The following is a 17981-nucleotide window of genomic DNA, read 5'->3' as shown; positions in this document are numbered from 1 at the left end:
GGGATAAACATCATGTAAACAGGGGGGAGGCCACTCTTCCCGGGCGGGAAGAGTGGTGGAACGGCTTACTTCAGTTCGTCAACCATGGTGGTTGCGCGGCCGATATAGTTCGCCGGGGTCATCTCTTTCAGGCGCGCTTTCTCGTGCTCTGGCAGCGCCAGACCGTCGATAAACTGCTTCATGCCTTCGGCGTCAACGCGCTTGCCGCGGGTCAGCTCTTTCAACTTCTCGTACGGTTTTTCGATGCCGTAGCGACGCATTACGGTCTGAATCGGCTCGGCCAGCACTTCCCAGTTGTTGTCGAGCTCTTCCAGCAGGCGGTCGCGGTTGACTTCGAGCTTGCTCACGCCCTTCAGGGTGGACTGATAGGCGATCAGCGCATAGCCCAGGCCGACGCCGAGGTTACGCAGCACGGTGGAGTCGGTCAGGTCACGCTGCCAGCGGGACACCGGCAGCTTGCTCGCCAGATGTTGCAGCACGGCGTTGGAGAGACCAAGGTTGCCTTCGGAGTTTTCAAAGTCAATCGGGTTCACCTTGTGCGGCATGGTGGAGGAGCCGATTTCTCCGGCGATGGTTTTCTGCTTGAAGTGGTTCAGCGCCACGTAGCCCCACACGTCGCGATCGAAGTCGATCAGGATGGTGTTGAAGCGCGCCACGCAGTCGAACAGTTCGGCGATGTAGTCGTGTGGCTCAATCTGAGTGGTGTACGGGTTCCACTGAATGCCGAGCGAAGTGACGAACTCCTCGCTGAACTGATGCCAGTCCACTTCCGGGTAAGCGGCGATGTGGGCGTTATAGTTGCCGACCGCGCCGTTAATTTTGCCGAGGATTTCGACCTGGTTCAGCTGGCGATACTGGCGTTCCATACGGTAGGCCACGTTCGCCATTTCTTTACCCATAGTAGATGGCGTGGCGGGCTGACCGTGGGTACGGGAGAGCAGCGGGATATCGCGATACTGCACCGCCAGGTCTTTCACGGCGTCGATAAGCTTACGCCAGTACGGCAGCACCACTTCGTCGCGGGCGGTTTTCAGCATCAGCGCGTGGGAGAGGTTGTTGATGTCCTCAGAGGTGCAGGCGAAGTGAATGAACTCAGACACCGCGTGCAGGGCAGGGATATCCGCCACTTTCTCTTTGAGGAAATACTCCACCGCTTTCACGTCGTGGTTGGTGGTGCGCTCGATGGTTTTGATGCGCGCGGCGTCTTCTTCGTTAAAATCGGCGATGATTTTATCGAGGAAACCGTTTGCGTCGGCAGCAAAAGCTGGAACTTCCTTGACTGCTGCGTGCGCGGCCAGTTTTTGCAGCCAGCGAACTTCAACCTGCACACGGAATTTCAGCAGACCGTATTCGCTGAAAATGCCGCGCAGCGCGCTGACTTTGTCGCCGTAGCGTCCATCAACAGGGGAAACGGCGGTCAGTGAGGATAATTCCATAGATCACAACTCCGGAGTTATATGAGCAAGAATTTGTTTGGCCTGAGTGGTCAGGCGATTACGGGAGAACATCAGCTGCAGACGGCCGCCGCCAACCTGGTGCCAGAGCACCGCGGCGCGAATGCCTGCGAGCAAACCGGCACGCACTTTGGCCTGTACCTGCGGGCTTTGCAGCACGGCAGGGGAACCGGTGACCTGAATACGCGGGCCGAGCGGGCTTATCACATCGACATAGATAGCGGCCATCGCGCTCAGCAGCGTTTCGGACTGTAAATCAAAATGGTCAAGCTGGCGCTGGAGTCCGGAAATACGCTCGCCAAGGGTGTCCATTGCACCTTTAGCGGCAAAGAGTTTACGTTCCAGCACCATCAGGCTTAAGGTGTAGCGCGTCAGTTCAGCATTCAGACCCTGACGGCTGCTGGCGTTCAGCACACCGAGCAGCGTTTCCAGGCCGAGGCGAAGATTGGCTTCACTGCCTCCGAACACGCTGAGGGTGGAGTCCGGGTTCAGATCGATAACGCTGTGCAACGCCACGTGCAGGGCATCGCTGTCGCAATGGCCATTGTGCGCCAGCTGCTGAACCAGACGGGCGGACTGGCAGATCCCTGCCAGCGCGAGCGTAATATCGTAATAGTTCTTCGCCACGAAAACTCCTTTCTGTGTGCTGTCTGAGTCTTAAACCGGCAGCGGCAGACGCTGCTCGATAATGCCGCCGCCGAGGCACACTTCACCGCTGTAGAAGACAGCGGACTGGCCAGGCGTGACGGCTGCAACGGGCTCGTCAAAGCGAACCTCAATTCTTTCATTATCCAGCGCGGTGACGGTGCACGGAATGTCGGTCTGACGATAGCGGGTTTTCACCGTGCAGCGCAGAGTGCCGGTGAATGGCTCCCTGTCGACCCAGTGAAGCTGTTGGGCGATCAGGCCGACGGACATCAGGCGCGGATGATCGTGCCCCTGCGCTACAACCAGAATGTTGTTTTCCACGTCTTTATCGACGGTGTACCACGGCTCTTCGCTGCCGTCTTTGGTGCCGCCAATGCCTAAGCCTTTACGCTGGCCGAGGGTGTGGTACATCAGCCCCTGGTGTTCGCCAATCACGTCGCCATCAACGGTGACGATTTTGCCCGGCTGGGCGGGCAGGTAACGGCCAAGGAATTCGCGGAATTTACGCTCACCGATGAAGCAGATCCCAGTGGAGTCTTTTTTCTTCGCGGTGATGAGATCGAGCTCTTCGGCGATGCGGCGCACTTCTGGCTTCTCCAGTTCGCCGACGGGGAACAGGCTCTGTGCGATCTGTTCGTGGCCGAGCGTATAGAGGAAGTAGCTCTGGTCTTTATTGCCGTCGAGGCCCCGCAGCAGCTGGCTTTTGCCGTTGACGTCGGCGCGGCGCACGTAGTGACCGGTGGCGATATAATCGGCACCTAAATCTTCGGCGGCAAACTCAAGGAAGGCTTTAAATTTGATCTCTTTGTTGCACAGAATATCCGGGTTTGGCGTGCGGCCCGCTTTGTACTCTTCGAGGAAGAGTTCGAAAACGTTATCCCAGTATTCGGCGGCAAAGTTAACGGTGTGCAGCTCAATGCCGAGCTTGTCGCACACGGCCTGGGCATCGGCCAGGTCTGCGGCGGCAGTACAATATTCCTCGCCGTCGTCCTCTTCCCAGTTCTTCATGAACAGGCCTTCCACCTTATAGCCCTGCTGTTGCAGCAGGTAAGCGGAAACGGAGGAATCGACACCGCCGGACATCCCGACGATCACTTTTTTTGGGCTTTCTGACATTGGAATACTCACGACATTAAACTTCAAGGCGGCATAGTCTATCACGCAGCCCCAGTGGGATCACCCTTTGTGAAGGGCCAGTTAAATTCACCAATCAGCTCAAGGGGCAGGCGCTGCCCGCTCTGCCAACAGCGGATGCTTTCAGCCACCAGCGGCGAGCGCAGGTTTGAGGCGTGAAGGATATCGTCGGCGCTGACCCACAGGCAGCGATCGATGTCGCTGTCGTGCGGCTCGGTGGCGCACGTATCGTTAAGTTCTATCGCGAACAGGAAGCGCAGGAAGGGCGTTCTGTCTGGCGCAATCCACTGATGCATGCGAATCAGATGCTGCGGCGTGGCGCGGATTCCGGTCTCTTCCCACAGCTCGCGTTCGGCGGCTTGCACTAAGGTTTCATCGGCCTCGAGGTGTCCGGCGGGCTGATTCCACGTGGCTTTGCCATGGATAGTTTCTTCCACGACCAGAAACTGGCCTTTGGCGTGAACCACGCAGGCGACGGTAACGTGCGGTTTAAACATGAAGCCATCCTTTTATTCAGGCATCCCGCCACTGACCGTTGGCAAGATTATCGAGAGTGTAAGCTCCCATCGCGTAGCGAATCAGACGCAGGGTAGGGAAACCGATGTGCGCGGTCATGCGGCGAACCTGACGATTACGCCCTTCATATAACGTCACCTTTAGCCAGCTGGTCGGGATGGATTTGCGTTCGCGAATAGGCGGATTACGCGGCCACAGCCACTCGGGTTCATCTACCAGTTCGATCCCGGCAGGGAGCGTCGGACCATCATTCAGCGTCACGCCGTTGCGCAGTGCATTAAGCGCTTCCTCATCGGGCGCGCCTTCTACCTGAACGTAATAGATTTTTCCGGTGCGTTTGCCTGGCTGAGTCAGCTGCGCCTGAAGCGCGCCGTCGTTGGTGAGCACCAGCAGGCCTTCGCTGTCGCGATCGAGACGGCCCGCCGCGTACACGCCCTGCACGTCGATATAATCCTTCAGCGTGCTGCGCCCGGCCTCGTCGGTAAACTGCGGCAAAACATCGTAGGGTTTATTGAACAATATCACCCGTTTTGGGCCGGTTTCTTTACGTTGTCTGGTGGCTTGTTGTGAGCTGAATCGCTTAAGGCGGTGATTTGTATAAGAAGTTTTGTTCATGGTGTTTTCAGGCCGGGTCAATTGCCGCATTATAGCCTAATTACGAAGACCTTTCATGGAACCCAACATTCAGGTAGTATCAACCAGCTCATTACAAATCATTAACAAAAAATATTGCTCACACTATTCGCGTTGCCGGGGCAACGCAACCCAGGACGCGAAAGGCACGAGCAGTCACCAGAAGCGCTCGAAGGAGAAGTTGATGGAAAGCAAAGTAGTTGTTCCGGCGGAAGGCCAGAAGATCACCCTGCAAAACGGCAAACTGAACGTACCCCACAACCCGATTATTCCGTTCATCGAAGGTGATGGCATCGGCGTTGACGTAACTCCGCCAATGATCAAAGTGGTGAACGCCGCGGTAGAGAAAGCCTACAAGGGCGAGCGTAAAATTTCCTGGATGGAAATTTACACCGGCGAGAAATCCACCCACGTATACGGCCAGGACGTCTGGCTGCCGGCTGAAACGCTGGATCTGATTCGTGAATACCGCGTTGCCATCAAAGGCCCGCTGACCACCCCGGTCGGTGGCGGTATTCGTTCTCTGAACGTTGCCCTGCGCCAGGAGCTGGACCTTTACGTCTGCCTGCGCCCGGTACGTTACTACCAGGGCACCCCAAGCCCTGTGAAGCAGCCGGAACTGACCGACATGGTTATCTTCCGTGAAAACTCCGAAGACATCTACGCGGGCATCGAGTGGAAAGCAGATTCTGCTGACGCAGAAAAAGTGATCAAGTTCCTGCGCGAAGAGATGGGCGTGAAGAAAATTCGCTTCCCTGAGCACTGCGGCATCGGCATCAAGCCTTGCTCCGAAGAAGGCACCAAGCGCCTGGTTCGCGCGGCTATCGAATACGCGATCACCAACGACCGTGACTCTGTGACCCTGGTTCACAAAGGCAACATCATGAAGTTCACCGAAGGCGCTTTCAAAGACTGGGGCTACCAGCTGGCGAAAGAAGAGTTCGGCGGTGAACTGATCGATGGCGGCCCGTGGCAGAAAATCAAGAACCCGAAAACCGGCAAAGAGATCATCGTTAAAGATGTGATCGCCGATGCGTTCCTCCAGCAGATCCTGCTGCGTCCGGCCGAGTATGACGTTATCGCCTGTATGAACCTGAACGGCGACTACATCTCCGACGCCCTGGCGGCGCAGGTTGGCGGCATCGGTATCGCCCCTGGCGCGAACATCGGTGACGAATGCGCGCTGTTCGAAGCCACCCACGGCACCGCACCAAAATATGCAGGTCAGGATAAAGTGAACCCAGGTTCCGTTATCCTTTCCGCAGAAATGATGCTCCGTCACATGGAATGGTTCGAAGCCGCAGACCTGATTGTTAAAGGCATGGAAGGCGCCATCGCTGCCAAAACCGTGACCTATGACTTCGAGCGTCTGATGGAAGGCGCTAAACTGCTGAAATGTTCAGAGTTTGGTGACGCAATTATCGCAAACATGTAATTGCGGTAATTGTTAAAACGATTAACGGGAGCTTAACGCTCCCGTTGTTTTTTGTTAGCTCGCTAACGGTTATCAAAATTTTATCAAAACAAGTTATCAAAACAGCCAAGGATTGCTCACGAAATGTTTCGTCTAGTTATTGTCATTTGCTTGAGTCTGATCTTCCTCTACGGATACGCTTTAATCAATGACCTTTGGTTTTTTGAAGGTATGGATGCGACTGAAAAAGGTGTGTTTGGAGATTCATGGGGAGCATTTACATCAATTTTTTCAGCATTAGGTTTTTGTGGGATCTTATGGACATTAAAGCTACAGATTGACTCAACCAGAAAAATAGAAATGGATGCCAGTAAAAGAGAAGAGTCTGAGAAACTCAGAGATTTTGAAAACTCCTTTTTTAACATGCTCACAATTTTACAAACCATAATAAAAGACATGAGAGTTGGAGGCGATGAGAAAAAAATAAATAAGGAAGGTCGTTCTGTCTTCACTTATTACTACGCCAGATTTAAAAAAATGTATATTTCTAAATACCCAGTTGATGATGTTGATTATTTAGATGCAACTGAATTCTCACTTGGCCGCGAGAAAAAGATGCTCTCAGATTCATTTGAATTCTATTTTAGAGGTCGCTCCGGAAACTTTTCTCATTATTATAGGTACTTATATAATACTTTTAAATTCATTGATGACGCAACGGTAAGCGATGCTGTCAAAAAAAGATATGCGAATATTCTCAGGGCTCAAATATCTAATTATGAATTATTGATTTTGTTATATAATGGAAATTCAAGGCACGGGTTTAAATTCAGTTATTTCTTCGAGGAATATTCAGTGTTTGATAATTTGCCAGTCGATAAGCTAATCAGTAATGCTCATGTTTTGTTTTTTAATGAAAAAGCATGGGGAGATAATGCTGATGCTGTTTCCGTTTATAAAACTGCCAGAGAAAAAGGTTTTGATTTAAATAAAAAATAGCTAACTCGGGGCATGGAAATAATGCCCCATGGATTAAATTGCTAAAGTAATCCATCCTTTGCCACGATCATCATGGTATCGAGCCGTCTGATTTGGCGACTTATGGCCCAGCAATTTTTGGGTATCGATCCCCTGAGCCTCATAAAGACGCTCAGCCAGGGAGCGCTATTCGTGGAAGGTCGCAGGTGTACCAGATCCCCAATCAAGTTTAGCCTTATCCCGTGTCTTGCTGAAGTTCATGGTTAAGGTATTGGATTTCACCTCTACGCCACGCTCTGCCTGTGAATAGACCGGAAAAAGTGAACCAGGTAAGGGCTTACCGCATAATCACGGCAGCGTGACACCACATCCCGCAAACTCCAGTTAATTGCGTTCAGGCGAAGCGACAGTGGGATCGCAATTTTGCTCCCCGCTTTCTCCTGCTCAACATGAAGATGATCGTCCCAAATATCACTAAACTTCATCTTCGATATGTCATCCAGGCGCTGACCGGTTACACGATGGGGTCTTCAGATTTACTGCAGGTTAGATAAAATTAATACTTTTTATAAGACAATGGATTTCCTTATTACACGCAATTTTCTTAATATTAATAATGAAGTTGGAATTGCCAAAGTGAATAAAATACAGTTAATAGTAAAATCAATCCCACCGTCCTTGGACGGTTGGAGGATTGATGCGATAAAATTCAATGAAGGCAAGATTAATATTGTAAAGTAAGAGATTGAAATTGATGCCGTATCTGAGTGTAAGCAAAACCAAGGAAATGATATTTCTCCATGAGCGTCATTATTAGAGCTAAGTGTGTTTTGAATCATGTTAGTTGCCGATAAAAGAGCAACGAGCAATCCTAAAATGAAGAAGGGTGCTGATATAAGTATAAACCTTGAGTTTATTTTTTGACCTGCCATGTCAATATCTTGTTGGTTTTTATCTATTTTATCCGAAATGTAATTATAGGCATCGTAAATGTTCATTTTTTTTATTTCATCATATATTGATGTTATCCCTATTAATCTTTCCTGCGGTGTATAAAGCTCAATGAGCAATTTATTTACTTCGGATAATCTTCTATCCCTTTCTTCATTGGTTATATTGGTGTTTCGGAAAATGTTCATTTGTATTGATTGTGCTACTATTGCACGGTAGTTGTTGTAATTTATTAGTTGCTTGCTTATGAAGCTAAGTAGTGGGTTGGTGCCACCATTGGCGGCTTGAATTGAGGAGTTGTCGAAGTAATTCATGTTTAACCATGAATTGAAACTAGATATTCCATATAATTCAGTGATTGAGTATAGCTCACTTGCATAGCGTACTTTCGTTGTATTTGACCCAACTCCCTCTCCCCCTTTTTTAACATATAAAACCAAAAAGACACGATTTTCATCAGATGTCGCTTCTGTGTTTATAATTGATCTATACTGCTCCGGTTCTGATAAAAATTCGGCACGAAGAATTATATCATCAGGCGATAAAGGTGCGCATTTGATTAATTGAATGGAGTCATCAGTGTCTTCATTATCAGAGATGCATGACCCATGCTGGTATTCTCCACGACCAAACATTTCATTGAAAGTATCTGTCAGGGTTTCTATGGAAGGATAGGCCAAAGAGGGGGGGGTATCATATTTTTTATTTTTAAATATATCTGATATTAAAATATCATCAAAAGACTTAGGGTAGCTGGCGATAACAAGAACAGAGCTGCGAAAGTTTGGATCAACTTTTATTGATGACGAGTAAGTATGGATGTTTTGAAGGAAAACCCTTTTAATTTCAGCTCGAAAATAACTCATGTCAATGACGTTTTTATATTTTTGAGGGTTGGTGTTTATTAAGAATTGGATATCAACTAATGCTCGCTCATACAAGTTTGATTTCGATGGAAAGATGAAAAAAGAAATGAGAGAAACAGACAAAATAGTCAGTAGTAGATTGATTGCTCGTGCATAGCCATAAAAATCTTTCATATATGACCTTATCTATGTGGAATGATAAGATGCAACGTCAGTTTATTGTAACTATAGATTGTTTAAAACATATCACAGAGAAATATCATTAAGTAAATATGGGGTGTTGCTTTTGACATTACCAATATCTCTTGCTACTGGACGCCAGGTAAAAGCATCTTCTTGAACCATTCTGTTCAAAATAACAGACTCCAATTCTTTAACGCTGAGCTCCTGACTCATCCACTCGCGCGTAGCTTCCGGTGATAAAACCAGCGGCCGCCGGTCATGAATATCAACCAATCCCTTATCAGCTGCAGTAGTAACAATCAGAAATCCTTCTGCCGCATCACCGCGTTCGAAAGGTGTGCTGCCAATCGCTGCCATTAAAATAGGCTGGCCGTCGGCCCGGTGAATGAAGTAGGGCTGTTTCTTGTCGACTTCTTTCTTCCACTCGAACCAGCCGTCGGCGAAACAAATAGCCCAGCCATGTTGCCTGAGAGGTTTGAACATCCGGCTCGTTGCCGCGGTCTCGACGCGCGCATTAATCAGCGGCGGTTTATCCCACCAATCTGGCGCGTAAGACCACAAGACCGGATCAAGATGCAGCTGCTCGTCACGTTCGCTTAGCAGCAGAACTTTGGTCCCAGGCGCAACGTTGTACCGGCTAATGGGCTCCGGCTCGTAAGTGATGTCACGATCGCCTTCGTCAACCAGGTATGAAAGATAATCCTCACGGGTCATCGATTGCGAAAACCGTCCGCACATAGGAACCTCCAGTCAGCCAGACTGAAAGTATAGAGGGTGTGGAAACCAGAGGAGGGAAATCCAGATACAAAAAAGCCCGCGTCAGCGGGCTTTCTCATCGCTCAGGAACCGCGGCTCCTTTACGTATCCTTTTTCGTCCCATCACCGTCTGGTCGGTGTCCTGCCGGGACTGCTAACTTCCTGTTATTGCTAGTGATGTCCTATCACTGTCCAATCATGATTGGTGGAGCTGGCGGGAGTTGAACCCGCGGAAACAGCTTAAGAAAGGTCAATGTCGGCTTTGTGCTAGAAGCGGACGTTGAGACCAATACCCGGTGACAATCGTCAACGGGCCTACATTATGCTTGAGTTGATTTGTAATGTGCTTCTAGTTTATCCAGGAAGCCAAAAAGCACCTGATTCATTTCACCGTAATCGTGCGACCGGAGTTCTCCAGGAGTATTGACGAAGCGGTATTCTGCGGCACGGCTTAGGTCTTTTTCAGAATGAGCTATTAGCAGTTCAACAACTTCCAGGGTTAGCTCCATGTGGCACTGGAAACCAAAAACGCGGTCTGAATAAGAAACGATCTGGCGCGGACAGCCTTCGCTAAACGCGATAATTCTTGCTTCCGGGGTCAGACCTGGCATGTCGTTATGCCAGTGACCTACTTCAAGCGTTTTCGTAAAGTGAGAGAACATTGCATCCTTGCAGCCATCTTCAGTCAGTGTAATCGGGAATTTACCAATTTCTTTTTCAGGGCTGTGAACGAACGACGCGCCCAGCGCTTCACCGATTAGCTGTGAGCCGAGGCAAATACCGATCACGGCTTTACCTGTTTGAACTGCAGAAGCAATCAACGCCTGTTCACTTTTGGAATTAAAGTGCGGGCATTCTTCCAGAGTAGTGGCTGGATCTTGCGGACCGCCCATAACGATCAGGAAATCGATGTCTTCGGTGTCTGCTGGCAGCTCATCGCCTGCATAAACGCGTGAGTAAGTCACATCATGACCTCGATTAGTTGCCCAGGTCTCATAAGCCCCTGGAAATTCAAAACTTTCATGTACGATAAAGTGTACTCGCATTAGGATAAGCTCCTGTAATAACTATGATATTCAGAATTATGAATAGCTCACCCATCCAATAAGGCTATACTGCGGGTGATTCCAACTTCGATATGATAATTGCAGGGGCTAAATCTGAAATGCCAGGTAGTATAGATAAAGCGCCAAGACATGATGAATCTACAGGCTGGTCAAGCACAGCGATAAGCTATCAACGTGGAGAGGTAGACCCTCCCCATCATCATATTGAGGGGCAGTTATTATTTGCCTCCAGGGGGGTGATGCTGGTTGAAACAGAGAGTGACCGCTGGGTTATCCCTCCTCAGCGTGCATTATGGCTACCTCCTCTTCACATCCATAGTTACAACCTGCTTTCACAAACAGACCTGCGGGCTGTCTATTTCAGTAGCAGCCTTATCGCTGAATGCACGAACTTTACGAAGAGTAATCAGGTGCATGTTATTACTGCTACTGCACTGGTGAAAGAGCTGATAGCAGGGCTTTTCGATGAGAATTACCGCCGACAGAGTCAACGGAAAATGTCTCTGTTGCTTCTGGAAATCCTCAGCGAGGCTCCACCTTTAACTACGGACCTTCCAATGCCGCATGATGAGAGATTATTCCGTGCGGCCAAAGAGCTGTTGGTTAATCAGCGCTGGGAAGCATCGTTGAGCGAGCTGGCTTTTATCGCAACCATGTCTGAACGTACATTTTCGCGATTGTTTATTAAGGATACTGGCTTCAGTTATAGAACATGGAAGCAGAGAGCCCGAATTTGTGCTTCGCTAGATCTTCTCGCGAATGGCATCCCAATCAAACAGGTTGCTTACCAGCTAGGTTTCTCATGCCCGGCGTCATTTACAGCCGCTTTTCGGTTCATTCTGGGCTCAACACCGCGCGATTTTTTGCCCTAATCTTGATATCAATGTCCGCTTTTCGCTCATTGCGGCCTCCTATTCCTTTACCCTGAAGCCTCAAATATGGTTATCAAAACCATTAGCAACTTAAGTTAAAACAGTAGGTTAGATTTGGGCTTTATTCATGCTGTTGATACGGGGAAATTTTGTTTTTTTCCGAAATATCAGATAGTAAAGCCTAGTAATAAAATATACTGCTCCGTCACATGGAATGGTTCGAAGCCGCAGACCTGATTGTTAAAGGCATGGAAGGCGCTAAACTGCTGAAATGTTCAGAGTTTGGTGACGCGATTATCGCAAACATGTAAATTGTTTTGCGGTAAATGAAATCGGGAGCCTTCGGGCTCCTTTTTTTTACTCTTGCGGCCAAAATGATAAGGGAACAATTGATGAACGCACCCATAAGAAGTCTGGGCCACGTGGCTATCGTGGTGGATGATTACGACCGGGCGATTGAGTACTACACCACTAAACTCGGCTTTACGCTGGTGGAAGATACCCCGCAGCCGGGAAAACGCTGGGTAGTGGTCACGCCGCATCCTGAAAGCAACTGCACGCTTTTGCTGGCCCGGGCCTCAAACGATCGTCAGGCCGAATTTATTGGCAATCAGTGTGGTGGTCGGGTTTTCCTGTTCCTGCAAACTGACGAGTTCTGGGGTGATTATCAGAGAATGAAAGCCAATGGTGTGACGTTCTGCGAGGAACCTCGAGAAGAAGAGTATGGCACGGTGGTTGTGTTTGAAGATCTCTATGGCAACCGCTGGGATCTGTACCAGAAAGCTAAGTGAAAGCAGGGCGGGGAGCGTTTCCCCGCCGCTTTGTCATTAGCTGAAGAACTTGCCTTTCAGCAGATTCAATCCTTCCGTCATCAAGTCCTGCTGCCCGTCTACCTCGCCGTTTGGCGATAGCGTATCAACGACTTTCGGCAGATGCTCAGCAATCAGGTTAGACGCCGCCTGTGGCTCAATACCAAGCTTGGCCGCCAGATCGGCAATGGCCGGGGAGCCCAGCGCATCGGTAACCTGGTCCGGCGAGACCGGCTGGTTGCCGCCGGTGCTTATCCAGGATTCAGCAATCGCCCCCAGCCCGCCCTGCTGAAATTTTTCCAGCAGTACCTGAATGCCGCCTTGTTCATTTATCCACGCCATAATGGCCTGCAGGGTTCCGGCTTTTCCATCCTGACCGCCAAACATGCCGGCCACTTGATCGAATAGACTCATAATGCATACCTCAAGGTTTGTTCGGGATGATCAACACCTGGCCCGGATAGATTTTGTCCGGATGTTTGAGCATAGGTTTGTTGGCTTCAAAGATGCGCTGATACTCGTTGGCGGTGCCGTATTCAGCTTTAGAAATGGCGCTCAGGGTATCGCCGGACTTCACGGTGTAATAGCGGCTTTCCGGGCCTGGCTGTGCGGTCGACAGGCTTTCGTTCACCTGTGAAATGCCCGCCACGTTGCCGATAGCCACGAGGATTTTCTCTTTTGCTTCCTGACTTAAACCGTCCCCGGTGACCGTTGCCGTCCCGTCGCTGGCCACGTCGACTTTGACATTTTCAGCGCCCGGCAGGCCAAGGTTGGTTATGTGCGTTTCCAGCTTTTTGCTCTGCTCATCACCGTTCTGCCCGGTGACGGCATCCCAGAGCTTTTCTCCGGCTTCTTTCACGAAACTGAATAATCCCATCGGGTGACTCCTTATTCGGAAAAGGCGAGATCGCTTCAGAGATCAAGTATAAGTCACGCGATTCCAGTGGGAGTTTATTTACACGCGGGCACAGGGCATTCCGCAATGGAATCTTCTGTACATCATGGCGTTAAGCAGGTAACTCCGCTAAATTACTAAAGAATCTTAAAGCTCTCTTATCGTCAGTGGTGCCGCAGTGAAGAAAGTCCAGGATGCGCTCAGAAAACGCCAGGCAGTGCTGATTTCCGCCACAGTGACGCTCCTGTGCGTCTCACTTTATGTGATTTTTTCTCATCAGAAGCGCATGTCTGAGGTCAGCGAACGAATGAACGCCATGGTCGCTCACACCATTGAGGTCTTCAACGATAATGAGCTGATTGCCGATGCCACAGGCGTACGTTTCCAGCAGATTCGGGGCACCCGGGAATGCGGTGGGCTGGAGGGCTTTGCGCCACGCGATGGCGAGAGCTGGGCAATCAATGGCGACCTGCATCATCCTGATCCTGACTCCGGGACGCTGATTGCGCGTCAGCGAGATTTGAACGGCAGCTGTATGTTCGCCGCCGCTGAGTTTATTCGCCACAAAATAAACGCCATCAACCCCGGCCGCTTCGACGCCCACCGCTATATTATTGCCCGGGATGCCAGCTGGTTTTACTGGTTTGATCCTCAGGATTCGGTGCCTTTTCATTTCAGCGATTCAAAAATGGCCAACGATCCTGACGCCTTCTTTAAGCCGCCGGAATCCTTTTACGACCGCCTGCTGCAAAAAGACGTGACCAAGCGTGAAGGAAGTTCAACGAGCTTCTACACCGACCGCATCACGGGCGAGAAGGCCTTCAGCGTTATCAGTTACATTTATGATTTATCGGGGGCGACGGTCTCCGACAGAATCGTGGGCTACCTGCTGTACGACCATTCGCTGAGTGAAATGCGCGATGCGCTGGCTGAATCCTTCGGCGGCAGCTTGCCTGCGGGGTTAATGGTGAAACTGGTAAACGTGCCGGACAGAACGTCACTCTGCCTGACGGAGTCCTGCTCCTGGCTGCGCGATGCCTCAGTGCGCGCCATCTCAAAAAAATACGAGTACCGCTATGCGCTGCCGGTCTACCTGTTTGTGCTTAACGATCCACAAGGATGGATCGCCGTATTGCTGGCGCCTTTCCTCTTTCTGTTACTGGCCTGTGTGCTGCGTCGTCGGTTTAATCAGAGCGATGTCCGGGTATATACCGATCCGCTGACGGGCTGCTTCACACGCAAGATCCTTGAATTTGTGCATGACCGAATCGAGGACTTCCCGGTGGTTATCCTGATGGACTGCAATAAATTTAAAGCAATCAATGACACCTGGGGACACAGCGCGGGCGACAGGGCGCTTAAGGTGATTGCGCGGCGGATGATGTCCAGCGTGAGGGATGAGAAGGATCTGGTGATTCGAACTGGCGGTGACGAGTTTGTTATCCTGCTGCTGAAGACCGGGGCTGACGATGCCCGACGCATTGCGCAGCGGGTAGCAAAAGAGATTTCAGCGCATGATTTTGTCGTCGGCGGCAACGCAGTCCACCTGTCGGTCTCCTGGGGCGTTGCGTCATTCCAGAGCGATTTGGCCACCACGATTCAGGTGGCCGATGCGGATATGTACCGTATGAAGCAGGCGCGTCAGGACGCGACGCTCATTCGCTGACGTGCTTTTTTATCGAGATACATGGCGGCATCGGCCGCCTGAATGGCGCTCTCTGCATCCATCTCCGCTGGGTTGACGTCGATGGCACCGATGCTCGCGCCAGGGTAGTGCAGGCTGTGCCCGGCCAGTAAATAGTGACCGCTGATTTGACGGCGCAGCAGCTCAATAAACGACTGCTTCTGGCCGCTGGAGGTCATTTCACAGGCCACCAGAAACTCATCGCCGCCAAGACGACCGACAATATCTTCCCCGGTCATCACCGAAGAGAGTCGCTGGCCCACCTGAATCAGGAACTCATCCCCGGCCTGATGACCGTGAACGTCGTTAATTTCTTTAAAATCATCCAGGTCGATAAAAGCGACCAGCACGCGTGAACGGTTTTTACCCGAGTGGGCGAACAACGCATCCAGCTGTTCGTACACGGCGCGTCGATTGGCAAGGCCCGTCAGGGAATCGGTGTAGGAGTGGGCAATCAGCGCGGCGTTGGCTTCGCGTAATTGCTCGACAAGCGACTCTTTTTCGATATAGCGGGCAATCAGACTGGCGAAGAGTTGCAGCACGTGCTCACTGTTAATGCTGAAGTTGTGAACATCCCGACTGGATGCGCAGAGCGTGCCATAGAACGAGCCGTCGGCTAGATGCACTGGCGTGGTGAAAAAGGTATTAATTCCCAGCTGTTGCGCGGCCTGACATTCCGGCCAGCGGGCAGGGACATCGTTGCTGAAGTAATGCTCTTCATCAACGGCACGTTTACACAGGGTGTCATCCCAGGGAACGGTAAAGCCTTCGGGAATTTGCATTTCGCTGCTGTTCCGCGCGTAGACGATCTGCTGCAATCGTGCACCAGTATCGACTCGGGTCAGGTATGTCGATTCCATGTTCGTCACCATCTCGAGCATTTCCAGCAGCTGGCGCACGAGGCTTTCGAGAGTTTGTTCGGTGGCGAGGGTTTGTGAAACGCGGGCAAGAATAATATCTGACATGACCTGGAACTCCCGTGCAATAACAGCAGTAGCTGCACGCAATGCTGAAAATATCGGCTATATGGGAATAGTAAACCATGAATACATCAAATTTTATACATCGAATGGGCGAGAAAATGACGAATCGTTGTCAAAAAGGCCCCGCCGGGGGAGGCGGGGCAAAAACTCATTGATTATGGAATGATGTGTTCCCTGGTCAGTTCGGGAACCGTCTTAATTTAAGTTGCAAAAGTGCAGTTAAAATGAAGAAATAGTGGAGATTAAGGCAAATTAGCCGCCAATAAAGGAAGACACATCAATGAAATATGCCGGACTGGTATTACCGTTACTGCTTGCAGGCTGCACAACCGCCAGCCAGAACGACGCCCCGAAGCCGCCGAATATCGGAATGCCTAACCCTGCTGCGGTGTATTGCCAGCAGAAAGGCGGTACTTCGGTGCCGGTACAAAGTCCGCAGGGCGTACGTTCCGATTGTAAATTGCCGAATGGCGAAGTGCTCGACGAATGGACGCTTTACCGCCGCGATCACGCTGGCTCGTGACAGGCCGCTGCTCTCCAGGGTAGAATCCGCATTAAGATTAATCTTAATATCAGAGCGTGTGAGAGCAGCATGTTTCAGCTAAAACCGGGCACCCTGGCGATGATCATCGCCGCCCGCACGCCCGCAGGCCGGGCGAATATCGGAAAATCCGTTTCGCTTTTTGCCCTTTGCCAGCCTGGCGAGAGGATCCTCAACCCTGTCAATGGTGTCGTGACTGAACTGCCGCGAGAAGCACAGCGCGCGCTGTGGCTGGTCACCGGCGATATTCAGGCGGTAGACGGGCAGGCGGGTTTTGCCTTCGTCCGCCCGGAACACCTGATGCCGCTCACGCCCGACACGCTGCCCGCCGACGAACTGGAAAAAGTCAGCGAGTAAGGCTTTTCAGCCACGCTGCCAGCACCAGGGCATGATTCTGTTGCGTATTTTTAGCGCCGTAGACCAGGGTCAACGTTTGTTGTTGTGCGATAAGCGCAAGGCGCTGGCCTTCTGCGGCGTTAGCCTGTAATTCAGCGCGGTAGCGTTCGCTGAACGTTGTAAAGTCAATCACCTCACCGTGAAATGCCTTTCTCAGCTCAGAGGAAGGCGAAAGCGCTTTGCACCACTCATCGCAGCGCAAATCCTCTTTTTTCATTCCGCGTGGCCAGAGACGGTCAACCAGCACCCGATAGCCGTCTTCCGCTGAAGGTGCTTCGTATACCCGCTTGCACTGAATCATTTGTCGTTCTCCTTTTATTTATGTGCCACTCACAGGGTAATCTGTTCCACGAACCGATGAAATGTCAGTCACCCATTAATTCAGGGGATTGTTCTGCGCCTGAAACCCAGGTAGTCTGGTGTTCCTTATGTAGCCCGTAAATTGCACCGCATAAGGACCCCTTCATGGAACACGCTTCTGATAAAAAAACACTGCGTATCGCGCTGGTCGGTGACTTCAATCCTGAGGTGATCGCTCATCAGGCTATCCCGCTTGCAATCGACGATGCCGCCGCCGTTCAGGAACTGACGGCCGACTACGATTGGCTTGCCACAACGGAAATCAATAGCGCCGAAGATTTGGTGGGATACGACGCCATCTGGCTGGTTCCGGCAAGTCCGTACAAAAATGTGCAAGGCGCGTTTATCGCCATTCGCTACGCACGTGAAAACAGCATTCCTTTCCTCGGTACCTGCGGCGGCTTCCAGCATGCCATTATTGAATACGCCCGTAACGTACTGGGCTGGCACGATGCTGCGCATGCCGAAACCGATAGCGAAGGGCGGATGGTTATCGCGCCGCTGAGCTGTTCGCTGGTGGAGAAATCAGATTCAATCGAACTGCGCAGCAATACGCTGATCGCGAGAGCCTACGGGCGTGAAACGATTGAAGAGGGTTATCACTGTAACTACGGTATCTCGCCTGAATTTGCATCTGAGCTGGAAGAAGGCGCATTGCGCGTGACGGGCTGGGATGAGGAAGGTGAAATCCGTGCTGTGGAGCTCATCACCCATCCGTTTTTTGTCGGGACGCTGTTCCAGCATGAGCGCAATGCGCTGGCAGGCCGTCCGGCTCCTCTGGTACATGCGTTTTTGCGAGCGGCGGCAAACTAAGCGCTGCAGGCCGGGAAGCGGAGCGCCT

20 protein-coding genes and 2 pseudogenes are annotated in these 17981 nt (G+C 51.0%); 9 read left to right on the top strand and 13 right to left on the bottom strand.

From position 1 onward, the window contains the following. Positions 1-65 precede the first annotated feature (65 nt). From purB to rluE, 5 genes are read right to left on the bottom strand one after another with little or no spacing between them, the layout of a single operon-like run. The gene (gene purB / locus CRO87_RS01735) at positions 66-1436 is read right to left on the bottom strand and encodes an adenylosuccinate lyase (RefSeq protein WP_097161200.1); all 1371 of its coding nucleotides are present in this window, start codon (positions 1434-1436) and stop codon (positions 66-68) included. A 3-nt stretch (positions 1437-1439) separates the two neighbouring features. Beyond that, positions 1440-2081 (bottom strand): high frequency lysogenization protein HflD, encoded by a 642-nt coding sequence (gene hflD, locus CRO87_RS01730; RefSeq protein WP_097161199.1) that lies wholly within the window; start codon positions 2079-2081, stop codon positions 1440-1442. A gap of 30 nt (positions 2082-2111) precedes the next feature. Then, positions 2112-3218: a tRNA 2-thiouridine(34) synthase MnmA gene (gene mnmA / locus CRO87_RS01725; RefSeq protein ID WP_141398655.1), complete on the bottom strand. Its 1107-nt coding sequence runs from the start codon at positions 3216-3218 to the stop codon at positions 2112-2114. Between the two features lie 41 nt (positions 3219-3259). Continuing rightward, positions 3260-3733 carry an NUDIX hydrolase gene (locus CRO87_RS01720; protein ID WP_097161197.1) on the bottom strand — a complete coding sequence of 158 codons (474 nt, stop codon included), beginning with the start codon at positions 3731-3733 and terminating at the stop codon, positions 3260-3262. 16 nt (positions 3734-3749) lie between these two features. Then, positions 3750-4397 carry a 23S rRNA pseudouridine(2457) synthase RluE gene (rluE, locus tag CRO87_RS01715; RefSeq protein ID WP_097161196.1) on the bottom strand — a complete coding sequence of 216 codons (648 nt, stop codon included), beginning with the start codon at positions 4395-4397 and terminating at the stop codon, positions 3750-3752. A gap of 172 nt (positions 4398-4569) precedes the next feature. Here rluE and icd point away from each other — a divergent pair, with 172 nt between their 5' ends. Both icd and CRO87_RS01705 read left to right on the top strand, forming a co-directional pair. Then, positions 4570-5820 carry an NADP-dependent isocitrate dehydrogenase gene (gene icd / locus CRO87_RS01710; RefSeq protein WP_097161195.1) on the top strand — a complete coding sequence of 417 codons (1251 nt, stop codon included), beginning with the start codon at positions 4570-4572 and terminating at the stop codon, positions 5818-5820. A gap of 123 nt (positions 5821-5943) precedes the next feature. Further along, on the top strand, positions 5944-6798 hold the full coding sequence (locus CRO87_RS01705) for a putative phage abortive infection protein (RefSeq protein ID WP_097161194.1): 855 nt from the start codon (positions 5944-5946) through the stop codon (positions 6796-6798). 33 nt (positions 6799-6831) lie between these two features. On the opposite strand, the pseudogene CRO87_RS01700 reads toward CRO87_RS01705, so the two are convergent. From CRO87_RS01700 to CRO87_RS01685, 4 genes and pseudogenes are all read right to left on the bottom strand, one after another. Further along, positions 6832-7295 (bottom strand): annotated as a pseudogene (locus tag CRO87_RS01700) (tyrosine-type recombinase/integrase); the annotation flags it as partial. 48 nt (positions 7296-7343) lie between these two features. Continuing rightward, positions 7344-8768, bottom strand: coding sequence for a hypothetical protein (locus CRO87_RS22450; protein ID WP_141398654.1), 1425 nt, complete (start codon positions 8766-8768; stop codon positions 7344-7346). 72 nt (positions 8769-8840) lie between these two features. Continuing rightward, positions 8841-9515, bottom strand: a complete 675-nt coding sequence (locus CRO87_RS01690; protein WP_097161192.1) for an SOS response-associated peptidase family protein — start codon at positions 9513-9515, stop codon at positions 8841-8843. 338 nt (positions 9516-9853) lie between these two features. Beyond that, positions 9854-10579: a type 1 glutamine amidotransferase gene (locus CRO87_RS01685; RefSeq protein ID WP_097161191.1), complete on the bottom strand. Its 726-nt coding sequence runs from the start codon at positions 10577-10579 to the stop codon at positions 9854-9856. Positions 10580-10698: 119 nt separating this feature from the next. Here CRO87_RS01685 and CRO87_RS01680 point away from each other — a divergent pair, with 119 nt between their 5' ends. The 3 genes and pseudogenes from CRO87_RS01680 (at position 10699) to CRO87_RS01675 (ending at position 12263) form a co-directional block, all read left to right on the top strand. Next, on the top strand, positions 10699-11472 hold the full coding sequence (locus CRO87_RS01680; protein ID WP_097161190.1) for a helix-turn-helix domain-containing protein: 774 nt from the start codon (positions 10699-10701) through the stop codon (positions 11470-11472). Between the two features lie 194 nt (positions 11473-11666). Further along, positions 11667-11783, top strand: a pseudogene (locus tag CRO87_RS22825) (hypothetical protein); the annotation flags it as partial. Positions 11784-11864: 81 nt separating this feature from the next. After that, entirely contained in the window at positions 11865-12263 is a 399-nt protein-coding gene (locus tag CRO87_RS01675) for a VOC family protein (RefSeq protein ID WP_097161189.1), read from the top strand. A 36-nt stretch (positions 12264-12299) separates the two neighbouring features. Here CRO87_RS01675 and CRO87_RS01670 read toward each other — a convergent pair whose 3' ends face one another. Together CRO87_RS01670 and lysM are read right to left on the bottom strand one after the other, a co-directional pair. Further along, positions 12300-12695, bottom strand: a complete 396-nt coding sequence (locus CRO87_RS01670; protein WP_097161188.1) for a YidB family protein — start codon at positions 12693-12695, stop codon at positions 12300-12302. A 10-nt stretch (positions 12696-12705) separates the two neighbouring features. Further along, positions 12706-13158, bottom strand: coding sequence for a peptidoglycan-binding protein LysM (gene lysM, locus CRO87_RS01665; RefSeq protein WP_097161187.1), 453 nt, complete (start codon positions 13156-13158; stop codon positions 12706-12708). Positions 13159-13354: 196 nt separating this feature from the next. Between lysM and CRO87_RS01660 the strand changes: the two genes are divergently transcribed. Next, a complete protein-coding gene (locus CRO87_RS01660) occupies positions 13355-14842 on the top strand; it encodes a GGDEF domain-containing protein (RefSeq protein ID WP_097161186.1) in 1488 nt (495 codons plus the stop codon). Here CRO87_RS01660 and CRO87_RS01655 read toward each other — a convergent pair. Further along, positions 14818-15825, bottom strand: coding sequence for a sensor domain-containing diguanylate cyclase (locus CRO87_RS01655; RefSeq protein WP_097161185.1), 1008 nt, complete (start codon positions 15823-15825; stop codon positions 14818-14820). The genes CRO87_RS01660 and CRO87_RS01655 overlap by 25 nt on opposite strands. Positions 15826-16123: 298 nt before the next feature. Here CRO87_RS01655 and CRO87_RS01650 point away from each other — a divergent pair, with 298 nt between their 5' ends. Together CRO87_RS01650 and CRO87_RS01645 are read left to right on the top strand one after the other, a co-directional pair. Next, positions 16124-16366 (top strand): DUF333 domain-containing protein, encoded by a 243-nt coding sequence (locus tag CRO87_RS01650; RefSeq protein ID WP_097161184.1) that lies wholly within the window; start codon positions 16124-16126, stop codon positions 16364-16366. A gap of 69 nt (positions 16367-16435) precedes the next feature. After that, complete coding sequence (locus tag CRO87_RS01645; RefSeq protein WP_097161183.1) at positions 16436-16741, top strand: hypothetical protein; 306 nt, start codon at positions 16436-16438, stop codon at positions 16739-16741. Here the strand turns inward: CRO87_RS01645 and CRO87_RS01640 are convergent. After that, on the bottom strand, positions 16731-17081 hold the full coding sequence (locus tag CRO87_RS01640; RefSeq protein ID WP_097161182.1) for a DUF488 domain-containing protein: 351 nt from the start codon (positions 17079-17081) through the stop codon (positions 16731-16733). The genes CRO87_RS01645 and CRO87_RS01640 overlap by 11 nt on opposite strands. A gap of 164 nt (positions 17082-17245) precedes the next feature. Between CRO87_RS01640 and CRO87_RS01635 the strand changes: the two genes are divergently transcribed. Continuing rightward, on the top strand, positions 17246-17953 hold the full coding sequence (locus CRO87_RS01635) for a CTP synthase (RefSeq protein WP_097161181.1): 708 nt from the start codon (positions 17246-17248) through the stop codon (positions 17951-17953). Positions 17954-17981 lie beyond the last annotated feature (28 nt).

The organism is Enterobacter sp. CC120223-11, from assembly GCF_900215375.1.
GTDB lineage: Bacteria > Pseudomonadota > Gammaproteobacteria > Enterobacterales > Enterobacteriaceae > Scandinavium.
Note: the sequence above shows the minus strand (reverse complement) of the source record. Positions and strands in the feature narration are given on the sequence as shown.